Origin of the sequence: Odoribacter lunatus (assembly GCF_943193135.1) — a bacterium.
Taxonomy (GTDB): domain Bacteria; phylum Bacteroidota; class Bacteroidia; order Bacteroidales; family Marinifilaceae; genus Culturomica; species Culturomica lunata.
In genome coordinates this window covers 15,654-30,223 of sequence record NZ_CALPCZ010000013.1, presented here as the reverse complement: position 1 = coordinate 30,223, position 14,570 = coordinate 15,654, and the positions used below count along the sequence as shown (strand labels likewise).

The following is a 14,570-nucleotide window of genomic DNA, read 5'->3' as shown; positions in this document are numbered from 1 at the left end:
CACCATGGAAAAACAGGCAGCACAGGAACTCATCCAGTTTATCAACGAAAGTCCGACCAATTATCATGCTATCCTTAACCTGAAAAAACAACTCTCCAAAAACGGATTCAAACAACTGTTTTCCGGTGAAGCATGGCACCTTGAACGAGGAGGCAAATATTTCGTAACCAAAAACCACTCCTCCCTCTTCGCGTTTATTCCGGGTGAAGGCAACATGGCCGAAAACGGATTCAAGTTCATCTGCGCTCACAGCGATTCCCCTTCCTTCCGCATCAAGCCTTCCGCTGAAATGACGGTAGCGGGGAAATACCTGAAATTAAATACGGAAGTCTACGGAGGCCCTATTTTATATACCTGGTTCGACCGCCCGTTATCTCTTGCCGGCAGGGTTTTATTAAAAAGCGACAATCCGTTGAAACCCGCCGTCCAATTCGTAAACTTCAAGCGGCCGCTATTAATCATCCCCCATCTGGCCATCCATTTCAACCGAACAATCAACGAACAGGGCAACCCGTTAAGCAAACAACGGGATATGTTGCCGGTCATCGGAATGATTAACGAACACTTTGAAAAAGATAATTTCCTGCTGAAGCTGATTGCAACCGAAATGCAGGTAGACCCGGAACTTATCCTTGATTTCGACCTGACGCTATACGACGTTGAAAAAGGCTGTTTTACGGGAATCAATGACGAATTTATATCCTGCGGCCGATTAGACGACCTGGCCATGGTACACGCCGGTATGAAAGCGCTCACCGCTTCCGGAAAATCCTCCAAGACCAAAGTGTTAGCCATTTTCGACAACGAAGAAGTAGGCAGCGGCACCAAACAGGGCGCCGGCTCTCCCATACTCCGGACAATTATCGAACGCATCGTCTTCGGACTGGGCGGCACACAGGAAGACCTGTACCGAGCCATCCACAACTCTTTCATGATTTCGGCGGACATGGCACACGCATTGCATCCGAACTATCCGGAAAAGCACGACCCCACCAACCACCCGATTATGAACGGCGGCCCGGTTATCAAACTGAATGCCAACCAAAAATATGTGACGGACGGGGACTCGGCAGCCGTCTTTGCCACCATTTGCCGGATGGCAGACATTCCTTACCAGACTTTCGTCAATCACTCCGACATGGCGGGAGGTTCCACATTGGGCAACATACTGCTTTCCCAAATGGAACTCCGGGGGGTAGACATAGGCAATCCCATGTGGGCGATGCATTCCGTACGCGAAACCGCCGGCACGCAAGACCATGATTACGTAATCAAAGCATTTACGACATTTTATAACATATAAAACAAATAAACATGAACACATACAAATTTAAAACCACCTTGAAATGCGCAGGCTGTGTCGCCAAACTGACGCCTTGTATGGATGAATTGCTTCCTCACGGGAATTGGCAGGTGGATTTGAACAGCCCCGACAAAACTGTTACCGTAACAACCGACCTACCGGCTACAAAAATTGCAGAAACCATCGAATCCGCCGGTTTCAAAGCCGAATTGCTGTAATAAAGAGTTTGAAAAAATTCTTTTTCATTGAAAAACACTACTTAAGGTAGTGTTTTTTTAGTATAATTGAGTTTATTGTCTTTTATCGGCATAGCATAGATTTTATTTTGTAGCATTATTTATTTCGGATAAAATAAAGTAAAATTGATATTTATAGTATTAGATAAATTATTTTATTTACATTTGTAAAAAATATTAATTCTTAAGATTTATTCCCATGAAAAAAACAATTTTTAAAAGCATAAAATCAGCTTGTTTTATGCTGTTCGCGTGTTTAACACTGTCAATCTATGCAACTTCGTGCAGCAGTGACGACGACTTTGAAATCAACCTCCCCGAAGAGACAAAACAGCTCTCTAAAGCCGAATTACTTCAAAAATACTCCAAAGCCGAATTAATCGAACAGGCGCTGAACCGGATGCCACAGACGCGTATTACTGCTCCCGGAGTTGTGATGGTAACGATTAAAGATTCGGTTACTATCAAAGTGCGGGCAACAGAGCCTATGACAATTACTTGGGGAGATGATTCGACTTTAAATATAATAGCGGATGGTAAGGAGCATAACTATTCTTATAGATATACCGATAATTATCTGTCTCATGTGATATATATAAGCGATTCGGAACAGGCATTACAGAGTCTGACGGTAGATGATGACGAACTTATTTCATTGAGTATTCACTCTAATGAGAACCTGGAAACTTTAAATTGTGTAAATAATTATTTGGAAGAGATACTGTTGTCGGATGAGTATCCGGCACTACAAGTACTTGATGTTTCAAACAATGAGCTTTCCTCCGTTGACGTCACTCGTATGCCTGTGCTTTATAATTTTTCTGCGGAAAACAATCAGCTGACAGACATTGATTTGTCTGCTAATCCGGCTCTTTATCGATTGATGCTTGGGAACAATGAAATAACAGCTATTAGTCTGTCGGACAATTCCAATCTTACCTTGCTGAATCTTTCCTTCAATCCGATCAAGGAGCTTGATTTAAGTAACCAAACAAAACTGTCAAGCATAGATGTTTCTTTTACTTCCATAACAAACCTTGATTTACGTAGTAATCCGAATTTAACCGTTGTTTCTTTGGAAGGCCTTTCGTTAGAAACAATCAATGGCGATCCTATTGGTGCTACGAGTTTTGCCATCTTCCCGAAATTGTTTACACTGAATGTAGCGTCTACACCTTTTACCTTGTTGGATTTATCAAAAAACACGATGTTGTATGCTGTTGATATTTCCGGCTCGAAAATAACGGAATTAGACTTGTCCGGCGTGAGAGTGCATACCTTAAGGACGACCCGTTCTAAATTAACGCATTTAAACTGTTCAAAAGCCGATTTTGTAAGACTATATGAATTGCGAATAGAGTATACGCCTTTTGAAAAGGACTCGACAAATATAGAAACTCTCGGCCTTGCATTACCAGATAGAAATGGAGTAACTCCGGGGCATCTGTATACCTATTCCAGATATATTAATGATTTGGTTGGTGTAGCGAGCAAGAAAAATTGGCAGATTAATGAGTAATACGCAGAAAAACATATAGAATGAATTTTCTCCTGTGTCATATCCCAATACACATTATCAAGAATAAAATATTATTTCTTTGGTGTATCTTTTTGTTTTTTGAACAAACGGCGGTTTCACAGGAGAAGATTGGTTTTAGAGCCTGCCCCGGGGTGTTGATGGACGGGGTATGCTGGGCGAAGTACAACGTGGACGAGCCGGGGCACTTTGCCAATCCGGCCAATCCCAACGGAATGTATTACCAGTGGAACCGGAGAAAGGGATGGTCTGCCACGGGCAGTTTTTCCGAATGGGATAGCAGCCCCGACCCCAGTGATACATGGGAAGCTGCCAATGATCCCTGTCCTGCCGGCTGGCGGATGCCTACTGTTGAAGAAGTAAATCGCTTAATAAAAATATCGGAAAATTATAATTCAACACATTTTGATAATAAAATACTTATAGATAGAGTTACCCGCAATACGATAGATCTGCCTTGTAATACTGGCTTTATCTATGAAAGTGGACGTTATTATGCTCTAGGTCAAACTTTTTATTGGTTAAATTCATCCCGTTACGCTTTGGAGTTGGATAATTCTCATGGCGCACTTCAGTTAAAGGTTTATTCCCAGAATGCGGCTCTAGGATTTCCCGTTCGCTGTGTTGCAGATGAAACAGCTTGCGATATTGTTTTAACCACTTCCGAAGTTATTTGTGAAAAGGATTTGCCTTACAGATGGCGTGATACGGTTTTCAGAGAAGGAACGAGAACCGGCGAGTTCTATTTTCGACGCACTTGTAAAGAAACCGGTTGTGACAGTACCGTTTATTTGTATCTGACGGTAGACACAGTATGTCATATTCCCTGCCCCGGCCTGTGGATTAACGGGGTATGCTGGGCAAGAAGCAATGTGGACAAACCGGGTACCTTTGCCTCCACTCCCGAATCGTATGGCATGTATTACCAATGGAACCGGAAAAAAGGGTGGCCAGCGGAAAAACCCGGTGCAGAATGGGATAATACCTCCGCTCCCGGAGAACGCTGGGAGTCTGAAAATGACCCGTGCCCTGCGGGGTGGAGGGTGCCCACGGCGGAGGAAATGGGCTCATTAAATTCCGGGAAAGTTACCAGTATATCTACACAACGAAATGGCGTCGAGGGCATTGAATTTACATATGTGACTACGGGGACATCCCTTTTTTTCCCTCTTTCGACATGTCTTACTTCGTGGGGGACAGGCGCTGCTGGAGATGGGCATTATTGGTCCGGTTCTTCTTCAGGGAATGGTAGGGCTAGAAGTTTAGTGGTAGGCAGGTACAACTTGGCAGATTTGGAGGATTTCTCAAACGACATTGGATCCACCGTCCGTTGTGTTGCCGATGAAAACGTACCGACGTGTGCCGATGTGGTTACAGACACTTCCGTCACTATTTGCACAAAGGATTTGCCTTACGAGTGGCGTGATACGATTTTTGATGTCGGGACAAAATCAGGAGTTTATCGCTTTCAGCGCATCAGTACCGTTACGGGGTGCGACAGTATCGTCAATTTGCATCTGTCCGTTTGCCCCGGCGAATGGATTAACGGCGTGTGCTGGGCAAGAAGCAATGTAGACGAGCCGGGCACTTTTGCTGCCACTCCCGAAGCGAGTGGCATGCTCTACCAATGGAACCGGAGAAAGGGATGGCCTGCAACAGGGGAGGTTTCCGGATGGGACAGTAGTGTTCCGTCTGGTGAAAGTTGGGAAGCTGCCAATGATCCGTGTCCTGCGGGTTGGCGGGTACCAACTGCCGAGGAAATAGATGCATTATTGGACGATGTGAAGGTGAATTCTATTTGGACATTGCAAAACGGAGTTAATGGAAGGAAATTTACCGATAATACGACTGGCAATACTATTTTCTTACCCAGTGTCAGGTATCGAGATGGAAATCATGAGAAAATACCTTCAGAGCATGAAGGGTGGTATTGGTCTGATATGCGATCAGCTGAAATGTTGGCTAAGATATTGTTCTTTAAGCACGATTATTTTAGTGACGTGAATTTTCTCACGATTTATGGACTCTCTGTCCGTTGTGTTGCCGATTTGAAGTGTGACACCATTATCACAGACACTTCCGTAACTGTTTGTGCAAAGGATTTGCCTTACGAATGGGGGGATACGATTTTTGACGTCGGGACGGTATCGGGCGACTATCGCTTTCAGCGCATCAGTACCGTGACGGGGTGTGACAGTATCGTCAATCTGCATTTGACGGTGGATAAATGCGAAAAACCTTGCCCCGGAGTGTTGATTAACGAGGTGTGCTGGGCGAAGTACAACGTGGACGAGCCGGGACGCTTTGCCAACCCCGGCAAGCCGTACGGTATGCTCTACCAATGGAACCGGAAGAAGGGGTGGCCTGCTATGACACCGGAAAGTGTTTCCGGTTGGGCCAGCAGTCTTGAACCGGGCGATACATGGGAGCCTGCCAATGACCCGTGTCCTGTGGGATGGCGGATGCCTACTGCAGAAGAAATGGAGAAGTTATTTGACAAAACAAAAGTAAGCAGCATAGAAACGGCACGGGACAGAGTTCTTAGTACAAGATACACAGACATTGCCACCGGTAATATGATTTTCTTGCCGCATGCCAATTATCGGGACGAGCATGGTGTGACACACATTACTCAACGTAAGGAGTATTGGTCGGGGTCAAATCATTGGGCTTTGTGGGATAATGTTTTTTTCCAACAACGACCTTATGCCGATGGTTATTCCGTCCGTTGCGTTGCAGACGAGAATGCGTGTGATATTGTTTTGACCGCCTCTGAAAATATTTGTAAGGAGACTTTGCCCTATACATGGCATGATACAACATTCCGGGAAGGAACGGTAACCGGGGAGTATTGCATCCGGCGCACCAATCCGGCAAGCGGATGTGACAGTATTTTCTATTTGTATCTGACGGTGGATACGCTATGCGGTAAGCCCTGCAAGGAAAGAGGGGTATTTATTAACGGCGTGTGTTGGGCGGAAAGCAATGTGGACAATCCCAATACTTTCGCCGATACACCTGAAGCGTTTGGCTTGCTTTATCAATGGAACCGGAAAAAGGGACATCCCCTTAAAGGATATCTTAATCATTGGAGCTACAATAGTTCTAAAGATTCTCGCTGGGAGGCAATTAATAATCCGTGTCCGGCAGATTGGCGGATACCGACCATAGGAGAAATGTTTACTTTGTTTGACGATTTGAACGTGGAGTATGAGTGGACGCAACAGAACGGAGTCAATGGTATGCGATTTACAGACAAGACCAGTGGTAACACTATCTTTATGCCGGCAGCCGGTTCCCGTTCATTTCCTGTTGATTATGGAACGTTTACTACTATGGGAGAATATTGGTCAACTACACGAGTATATAATAATGAAGCTGCCTATCTCCTTACTTTTCCGGATATTGAATCGAAATTTACTTATGGTGGGGATGGTGCCTATTCCGTGCGTTGCGTTGCAGGGCGGGACACGACGGGATGCGGTAGTACCGTGACGGACACGTCCGTAACTGTTTGCACAAAGGACTTACCTTACGAGTGGGGTGATACAACTTTTGATGTCGGGACGGTATCGGGCGATTATCGCTTTCAATGCATCAGTACCATTACGGGGTGTGACAGTATCGTCAATCTGCATTTGACGATTCAGCAGTCTTTTGATACGACCTTGTACGACACGGTTTCCCAAGGGGATTCCTACTATAAACACGGTCTGAATCTTGCCGCCGTAACAGGAAGTTTAACGCATACACAACCTTTGCACACAATCCACGGCTGCGACAGTACCGTCACCTTAAACCTGCACGTATGGCCGAAATATTTCAATTCCCAAACGAAAGATATTTGTGCCGGGGATACCTTTGATTTCAGAGGGCGTAAGCTGTACAAGAGCGGTGTTTACTACGATTCCTTGAAAACCGTCCACGGTTGCGATAGTGTCTTCAGCATGACGCTGAAGGTTCATCCGGTCTATGGCTTTTCTTTTTCGGGTGCGGTCTGTTCCGGTAGCCCATACAGTAATTACGGTTTCAGTCTTCCTGCCGTTTATCGCGATACGATAGTCCGGGATTCCTTTAAAACCCGTTGGGGGTGCGATTCGCTGCGTACGTTATACCTGACGGTTCATCCGGTGTATGATACGATATTGTACGATACGGTTTGCCAGGGGGATGCCTACTATAAACACGGTCTGAATCTTGCCGCCGTAACAGAAAGTTTAACACATCCGCAACCTTTGCATACAATCCACGGCTGTGACAGTAATGTCACCTTAAATTTGCATGTGTGGCCGAAATATCTCTATACTTATACCAAGGATGTCTGTGAAAGGGATACCTTTGATTTCCGGGGTCGCAAGTTGTATGAGAACGGTGTTTACTATGATTCCTTGAAAACCGTCCACGGCTGCGATAGTGTCTTCAGCATGACGTTGGAGGTTCATCCGGTCTACGACTCTTCTTTTTCGGGTGCGGTCTGCTTCGGTAGCCCATATAATAATTACGGTTTCAGCCTTCCTGCCGTTTATCGCGATACGATAGTCCGGGATTCCTTTAAAACCCGTTGGGGGTGCGATTCGCTACGTACGTTATATCTGACGGTTCATCCGGTGTATGATACGACTTTTTACGATACGATTTGCCGGGGTGAAGGGTATTATCTTCATGGTTTCAGTTTGCCCGAAGGTACTTTAGGCGGTTCATTTACCCAAAATCACCTGAGTGTTCACGGCTGCGACAGTACCGTCACTTTAAACCTGCACGTGTGGCCGAAATATCTCTATACTTATGCAAAGGATATCTGCTCCGGAGATACTGTTGATTTCAGAGGGCGTAAGCTGTACAAGAGCGGTGTTTACTATGATTCCTTGAGTACTGTCCACGGTTGCGATAGTGTTTACCGCATGACTTTGACCGTTCATCCGATACCTCGTCCTTATTTTCAGGATGTTGTTTGTTACGGCAGCAGCTATGATAAATACGGCGTCCGCCTTCCTGCCGTTTATCGCGATACGGTCATCCGGGATACGTTCCAAAGTGTCTGGAAGTGCGATTCGATACGTACGTTATACCTGGCGGTGCAGCCGGTGTACAATACGCCTTTGTACGACACGGTTTGCCAGGGGGACGGGTATTATAAACACGGTTTCTCTCTGTCTTCCGTGCAGGCCGACAGAGAAGATTCGTTGACGCTTTTTTCCCGTGCCGGATGCGATTCGGTGCTTACGTTGCATCTGAAAGTCCATCCGGTGTATAATACGATTCTGTACGATTCCGTGTGTCCCTCGGCGCGTTACGTCCGCCACGGCTTTCAACTTTCCGATATAAGGGAGACCGGTACCTATCGCCGTCGTTTGCGTTCCGTTCACGGTTGCGACAGCCTCGTGACGTTGGAATTGTATGTTTACCCGACTTACTTCTATCCCCGAACGGAAAACATCTGCGAGGGGGATACGTTCGATTTCCGCGGCAGGCGTTTGTATGAAAGCGGTACGTATTACGATTCATTGACGACGGTTCACGGCTGCGACAGTGTTTATTGCCTTTACCTGACGGTTCATCCGGTGTATGATGTGCGGCTTTCCGGTATTCTTTGCGAGGGGACCACCTACAACCAGTACGGTTTCAGCGTGACCACCCCCGGCGAGCATTACCTTTATCTGAAAACCATAGCCCGCTGTGACAGTACCGTCCTTTTGACCCTGACGGAGGAGAAGAAGATAGAGGGAGCCATCGGTCTCTCGCTGGAGGATTGCAGCCTGCACGGCTATGCGTTCTTCTTTAATCCCGTCGTTCCCCAAAGTGCGTGGCTGTGGGATATGGGAGATGGGAAGGTGTTCCGCAGCGAGGAGGGATACCACACGTATGCGAATTCCGGGCTGTACCGGATACAGCTCCGTCTGGAGACTTCCGGCGGGTGTGAGAACCTGTACTCTTACGTCCAGTATGTGCCGCCCTATTTCCCGGAGATACCGATACGGGCGAACCGCCTGTTGATAGACGAGGATTATCCCACCGTCCATTTCCGGGTGGATGTCTTGCCGGGCATGCGTTGCGAGTGGGATTTCGGGGACGGAGTAACGGGAGTAGGCGACAGTGTTTCGCATACGTATGACGCGCACAGTGAGAAGTATTACGACGTATGGCTGAAGGTATTCAACGCGGACAGTTGTGTGACGGAGAGCCGGGCGCAGATAGAGGTGGCTTTTTTCCCGAAAACCCTCAATACGTTCAGTCCGAACGGCGACGGCATCAACGATGTGTTCATGGGTGATTACCGCATAGAAATCATCAACCGCAACGGTTTGCGGATATATACGGGAGAAAACGGTTGGGACGGAACCTACAAGGGCAGTCCTGCACCGGCGGATACTTATTTTTACCGTCTTTATTACCGGACGGCCTTGGGAGAAAGGATGAAAACGGGCTATGTGACACTGATTCGATGAGTAAACGGGTACGAGGATATACGCTATGGTGGTGTTTGCTTCAGCTGACGTTTTTCTGCGCCAGGGGGCAGGTGAATCCTTCTACGGCCTTTTACTGGGAAAATCCCTACTATATCAATCCTGCTTTTGTGAATACGGAGGCGAGTGCTTATTTCTCGCTTTCGGCCAGGAAACAGTGGCTGGGGCTTTCGGGCAGTCCGGTGACAGTTTTCGGGACGGGTGCTTTTTATTGGGAGAAGTACAAGATGCAGGCAGGGGTGAAGCTGTTGAATGACAAAATCGGCTATCTGAACAGTACGGATGTTTCCGTTTCGTATGCTTACACACTTTCTTTTCAAGAGAGTTTTTTGAGTATGGGCTTTTCGTGGGGGTACCAGTTTCAGAAAGCGGACAGGAGTGAAGTGCTGATAGAGGATGAAACGGACCCGGCGCTGGAGAATCTGTTTGCAGGTAAGAAGAAATGGAATATGGGTCTGGGGGTGGAATATATCGTGAATCCTTCTTTCCGAGTCGGGCTTTCGACACAGCATCTGTTTTCCTTTTTCAAGAAAGAGGAGGCGATATTCGGGGGTACGAACTATGTGTACGGGAGGTACCGCACCCGGCTATTGGGGCGGATATTCCGTCCATCGTACCGTACTTCGGCTTCTCCGACGACTTACGATATGGAATGGGGATTGTGTGTGAAGCAGACGGAAGACGACTTCCAGGTGGACGGGGTGGTGTCGTTTTACCTGAATCATCCGACGCAGCGGGAGAAGTTCCAGTTTTCGCTATTGGGGCGTTCAACGGGGGAGTTTGGTTTTTTGGCGGGGGTGAAGCTGTTGTCGGAGATGAAAATCCTCTGCAGTTACGATTACAATATCCGGTCACTGAAAGGTAATACAAAGGGGACGTTCGAGGTGATAGTCACGTATCCGTTGTTCCCGACAAAATGTGTCGCGGACGGGTTTAGGAGATAACACTATTGATTTTCTGTAGAGGATTTCTTATTTTTGTTTCATTACATATATCCATTTATAATATGAACAGACCGGAAAGTATCGAAAAAATCAGAAATCTTCTTCTAAAACTGGATCCTACGGCCGAATTGATTGTTTACGGTTCAGAAGCCAGAGGCGACGCCCGAAGAGACTCGGATATCGATTTGTTGATATTAGTGAATAAAAAAAAATTGACTTATCAGGATATTACTTATCTTACGTATCCTTTGTACGATTTGGAAATTACTGATGGAATAACTGTAAGTCCATTGGTTTATACTCGTGATTCATGGGAAAAACGTCCTTTCCTTACGCCTTTTTATCTCAATGTAATAAATGAAGGAGTCCGGTTATGAAGCAACAACTCGATGAAAATAGTATTCAGGCATTAATAAAGTACCGTATGCAACGAGCAAAAGAGACTTTGCACGAAGCGGACATTCTGATTGCTCAACATTGTTTTAATGCTGCTGTAAATCGTTTGTATTATGCCTGCTATTACGCTGTAATAGCTCTTTTGGTAAAGAATGATATTATAGCACAGACCCATCAGGGAGTCAAACAGATGTTTGGCTTACACTTTGTTGCAACAGGTAAAATTGCAAATAAGTATTCTCATTTTTACAGCCAGCTATTTAATGATCGAATCAGTGGTGATTACGATGATTTTCTTGTTTTTGACGAGGAACAACTAAATCAAATCCGGCCGTTGGCTGAAGATTTTATTACCACTATAGAAAGATTATTGTAAAAGTGACTTTTAAAAAAGAGCCTCTTTTTGAGTGAAAAACCTATCGTTTTTACACCAAAAACCTATCGTTTTTGCATCGAAAACCTATCGTTTTTTTATCACACTGGTAACCAGCGACTTAAAATCCCTTGTCCCAATTGTAAAATTATTAGACGTAACCTGTCTTATTTTTTTACACTTCAAAAGACGAAAATGCATTCTATATACATGTATTACAATCTATTACAAAAGTGGCACAAATATTGTTATTTGGAGAGGGAATGTGTAAAAATAAAAGAAATTATGGAAACGATGATTGAACTGAAGAAGGTAGATAAGTATTATAAATCGCGCTTTCAGCGTACGTTTATTCTGAAGAATGTAGATTTTACGGTGAATGAGGGGGAATTTGTGAGTATTATGGGTCCGAGCGGTGCGGGGAAATCAACATTGTTGAATATTATCGGTATGTTGGACGAGCCGTCGGAAGGGGAGTATTTTTTTATGGGCAATCCGGCTCATAAGATGAGTGAGAAGGATAAGAATTTGTGTCACCGGAATTATATCGGATTTATCTTTCAGGCATACCATCTTTTAGAGGATATGACAGTATATGAGAATATCGAGATGCCATTGGTGTATAAAGGCGTGAAGGGAAAGGAGCGGAAAGCGATTGTGGCAGATATTCTGGACCGTTTTAATATTGTGGCGAAGCAGGATTTGTTTCCGGAACAGCTGTCTGGCGGTCAGCAGCAGCTGGTAGGGATTGCGCGGGCGATTGTGGCCAAGCCCCGGTTGCTGCTTGCGGACGAACCTACCGGTAATTTGCATTCGGAGCAGGGCCGGCAGATTATGGAGTTGCTGAAGAAGTTGAATCAGGAGGAAGGGATGACGATTATCCAGGTGACTCATTCCGAGCAGAATGCGCAGTACGGCACCCGTATCGTGAATATTATGGACGGTTACCTGAAAGAAGGAATTGCCACGGTAGAGGGCGGTTTGAAGTTATAACCAGTAAAAAAAGAGTATGAACATTTTTAAGAATTTTTCCCGAAGTTTCCGCATGAACCGGCAAGCCAATCTGATTAATATGCTAGGGTTAGTAACGGGCTTGGCTTGTTGCCTATTGATTGTTATGTGGGTATTGCGAGAAGTAGAGACAGACCGCGGATTTAAGAATATTGACCGAATTGTTACGTTGCAGGGATATCATGAAGGGCGGAGTCCTTTCTTCGGGGTTTCTCCCGCCGTCGCTCCGACGTTAAAGCAAGAGCGTCCGGAGGTAGAAAAAGCCGCCCGCATTCGCAGTGCAGCACGGACAATCAAGTGGGGAACAGAATCTTACAATGTATCGGTTTATGATGCGGATTATGATTTGTTTGATTTATTCAGTTTGACATTCACGGAAGGCCGGCCTTTTGTATCCGGAGAGAAGGACCGTTGTGTATTGACCCGCAAGGCAGCAATGGCTATTTTCGGAGACAAAGCTCCGTTGAATGAAGTATTGGAAACGGAAGAGGGAAATTTTACAGTGTGCGGTATCATTGAGAATTTACCCCGTCGCCGTACAGTGGCGACACAAGGTCGGGAAGAAATTGTTTTTATCCCCATGGAACGTTCGGAAGAAGGGTTATCATCGTGGTATAACAACAGTTTTGAAAGTTATGTGTTATTGAACAATACGGAGGGGTACAAGCAGTTTGCCGAAGAAGTCAGAACCCGGGCTATGGAAGCAGCTCCGGAAAATGAATTGTATATCAAAGCGGGACATTTGAAAGAGCGTTATTTGTACGGATTCGGACACATCGGGAAAGTGCGTTTGATGGGATTCATCGCTTTGGTCATATTATTAATTGCCTGTATTAATTTTGTGAACCTTTCTACAGCAAGTTTTTCCCATTCCGCCATTCAGACGGGATTGCGTAAGGTTATCGGAGCCTCCCGGAGAAGTTTGGTTCTTGGTTATTTGGGCAACACTTTTCTGTTGGTATTGATTTCGTATTTGCTGGCGCTGGCTTTGGCATATTTCATGGTACCGTTGTTCGGAACAATTATCGGCGGTGATTTCAGTACATACGATTTGTTACGCCCGGAAATTTTAGGCATAGGCTGTATCATACTGGTTGTGACGACCGTGCTGGCAGGGATATACCCTTCTTTGTATCTGTCTTCTTTTCAGCCGGTGAAAGTACTGAAAGGCAAATACACGGCCGGGGGAGCCGGTGCCCGCATGCGACAGATGCTGGTTGTCTTACAATTTGCAGTTTCCATTACACTGGTTGTTTGCACACTGATTGTTTCCAAACAAATCCGGATGTATCAGACAATGAATCTGGGTTACCAATGGGATGAAGTAATATATGTATCGTTGCGCAATCAGGCACAACGGGACAAGGCATTTGTGCTACGCGACGAATTACTGAAAGAAAGCGGCGTGCAGGCAGCAAGTGTATCGACGTCGATACCGACTTCTATTTACTGGAATAGTGTGGGCTTCGATTGGGAAGGCAAAGCCCCGTCACACAACCCATTGATTTCGATGGTTTATGCGGATGAAAATTTTCAGAAGACGTATGATATCCGTTTGAAAGAGGGAACGTTTTTTACGGAAGCGGAGGAAGGTGTATTGGTGAATGGCAAATTAGAAGAAATGATTGGCGGCGAGGTTGTGGGAAAATATGTCGAATGGAATGGGAATAAACAGGAAATCATCGGTGTGGTGAAAGACTTACAGTTTAATGATTATAAAAATGCGCAGGAACCGCTGATTATTTTTCCCGTTTCAGCAAAGACCCGGTGGGTTGGCGTTTTGAATATAAGAATTGCCGGTGGAAAACTGGGCGAAACGTATGAGTTGGTCAGAAAGCGAGCAAGGGAGATTTTCGGTGAAGAACCGGTAGTCCGTTTTTTAGAGAGGGACGTGGAGTATTGGGTTGCTTCCGAACGACAGTCCGCCCAAATGGTTTCTTTCTTTTCTGTCTTGGCTATTGTTATCTCTTGCCTGGGATTATTCGGGCTTGCTACATTTATGACAGACCAGAAACGAAAAGAGATTGGTATCCGTCGGGTGAACGGAGCAAAAGTAAGTGAGATACTGTGGTTGCTGAATGTAAATTTTTTAAAACCGATTATGGTCAGTTTTTTGATTGCCTGCCCTTTATCTTATTATCTTATGAGCCGCTGGCTTGAATCTTATTTGCAGCGTACGGATATGAGCTGGTGGATTTTCCTTGTTGCAGGAGCACTGACGACTCTTATTGCGTTTGCCACATTGTTATGGCGGAGCGTAAAAGCTGCCACGGAAAATCCGGTACATTCCCTAAAAAACGAATAGT

The 14,570-nt window shown here is 45.5% G+C and carries 9 protein-coding genes; all 9 read left to right on the top strand.

The genetic code is table 11. The features are described 5' to 3' along the window. Positions 1-4: 4 nt before the first annotated feature. The 9 genes from NFR61_RS06715 (at position 5) to NFR61_RS06675 (ending at position 14,569) form a co-directional block, all read left to right on the top strand. Positions 5-1,303 (top strand): M18 family aminopeptidase, encoded by a 1,299-nt coding sequence (locus tag NFR61_RS06715; protein WP_251621966.1) that lies wholly within the window; start codon positions 5-7, stop codon positions 1,301-1,303. 11 nt (positions 1,304-1,314) lie between these two features. Beyond that, positions 1,315-1,521: a heavy-metal-associated domain-containing protein gene (locus tag NFR61_RS06710; protein WP_251621964.1), complete on the top strand. Its 207-nt coding sequence runs from the start codon at positions 1,315-1,317 to the stop codon at positions 1,519-1,521. 217 nt (positions 1,522-1,738) lie between these two features. After that, positions 1,739-3,058 carry a leucine-rich repeat domain-containing protein gene (locus NFR61_RS06705; protein ID WP_251621962.1) on the top strand — a complete coding sequence of 440 codons (1,320 nt, stop codon included), beginning with the start codon at positions 1,739-1,741 and terminating at the stop codon, positions 3,056-3,058. A 20-nt stretch (positions 3,059-3,078) separates the two neighbouring features. Further along, entirely contained in the window at positions 3,079-9,522 is a 6,444-nt protein-coding gene (locus NFR61_RS06700) for a PKD domain-containing protein (RefSeq protein WP_251621960.1), read from the top strand. Continuing rightward, positions 9,519-10,484, top strand: a complete 966-nt coding sequence (locus tag NFR61_RS06695) for a PorP/SprF family type IX secretion system membrane protein (RefSeq protein WP_251621958.1) — start codon at positions 9,519-9,521, stop codon at positions 10,482-10,484. Before NFR61_RS06700 ends, NFR61_RS06695 begins: the two co-directional genes overlap by 4 nt. A 62-nt stretch (positions 10,485-10,546) precedes the next feature. Further along, on the top strand, positions 10,547-10,861 hold the full coding sequence (locus NFR61_RS06690; RefSeq protein ID WP_251621955.1) for a nucleotidyltransferase domain-containing protein: 315 nt from the start codon (positions 10,547-10,549) through the stop codon (positions 10,859-10,861). After that, positions 10,858-11,256 (top strand): HEPN domain-containing protein, encoded by a 399-nt coding sequence (locus NFR61_RS06685; protein WP_251621953.1) that lies wholly within the window; start codon positions 10,858-10,860, stop codon positions 11,254-11,256. Before NFR61_RS06690 ends, NFR61_RS06685 begins: the two co-directional genes overlap by 4 nt. A 282-nt stretch (positions 11,257-11,538) precedes the next feature. Continuing rightward, positions 11,539-12,246, top strand: coding sequence for an ABC transporter ATP-binding protein (locus NFR61_RS06680; RefSeq protein WP_338150537.1), 708 nt, complete (start codon positions 11,539-11,541; stop codon positions 12,244-12,246). A 16-nt stretch (positions 12,247-12,262) separates the two neighbouring features. Continuing rightward, positions 12,263-14,569, top strand: coding sequence for an ABC transporter permease (locus NFR61_RS06675; protein WP_251621951.1), 2,307 nt, complete (start codon positions 12,263-12,265; stop codon positions 14,567-14,569). The last annotated feature ends 1 nt before the right edge of the window (position 14,570 follow it).

What these genes read in the sequence shown, in the direction of transcription:
- NFR61_RS06715 (WP_251621966.1), top strand. Translation starts at nt 5, where the DNA reads ATGGAAAAACAGGCAGCACAGGAACTCATCCAGTTTATCAACGAAAGT.
- NFR61_RS06710 (WP_251621964.1), top strand. Translation starts at nt 1,315, where the DNA reads ATGAACACATACAAATTTAAAACCACCTTGAAATGCGCAGGCTGTGTC.
- NFR61_RS06705 (WP_251621962.1), top strand. Translation starts at nt 1,739, where the DNA reads ATGAAAAAAACAATTTTTAAAAGCATAAAATCAGCTTGTTTTATGCTG.
- NFR61_RS06700 (WP_251621960.1), top strand. Translation starts at nt 3,079, where the DNA reads ATGAATTTTCTCCTGTGTCATATCCCAATACACATTATCAAGAATAAA.
- NFR61_RS06695 (WP_251621958.1), top strand. Translation starts at nt 9,519, where the DNA reads ATGAGTAAACGGGTACGAGGATATACGCTATGGTGGTGTTTGCTTCAG.
- NFR61_RS06690 (WP_251621955.1), top strand. Translation starts at nt 10,547, where the DNA reads ATGAACAGACCGGAAAGTATCGAAAAAATCAGAAATCTTCTTCTAAAA.
- NFR61_RS06685 (WP_251621953.1), top strand. Translation starts at nt 10,858, where the DNA reads ATGAAGCAACAACTCGATGAAAATAGTATTCAGGCATTAATAAAGTAC.
- NFR61_RS06680 (WP_338150537.1), top strand. Translation starts at nt 11,539, where the DNA reads ATGGAAACGATGATTGAACTGAAGAAGGTAGATAAGTATTATAAATCG.
- NFR61_RS06675 (WP_251621951.1), top strand. Translation starts at nt 12,263, where the DNA reads ATGAACATTTTTAAGAATTTTTCCCGAAGTTTCCGCATGAACCGGCAA.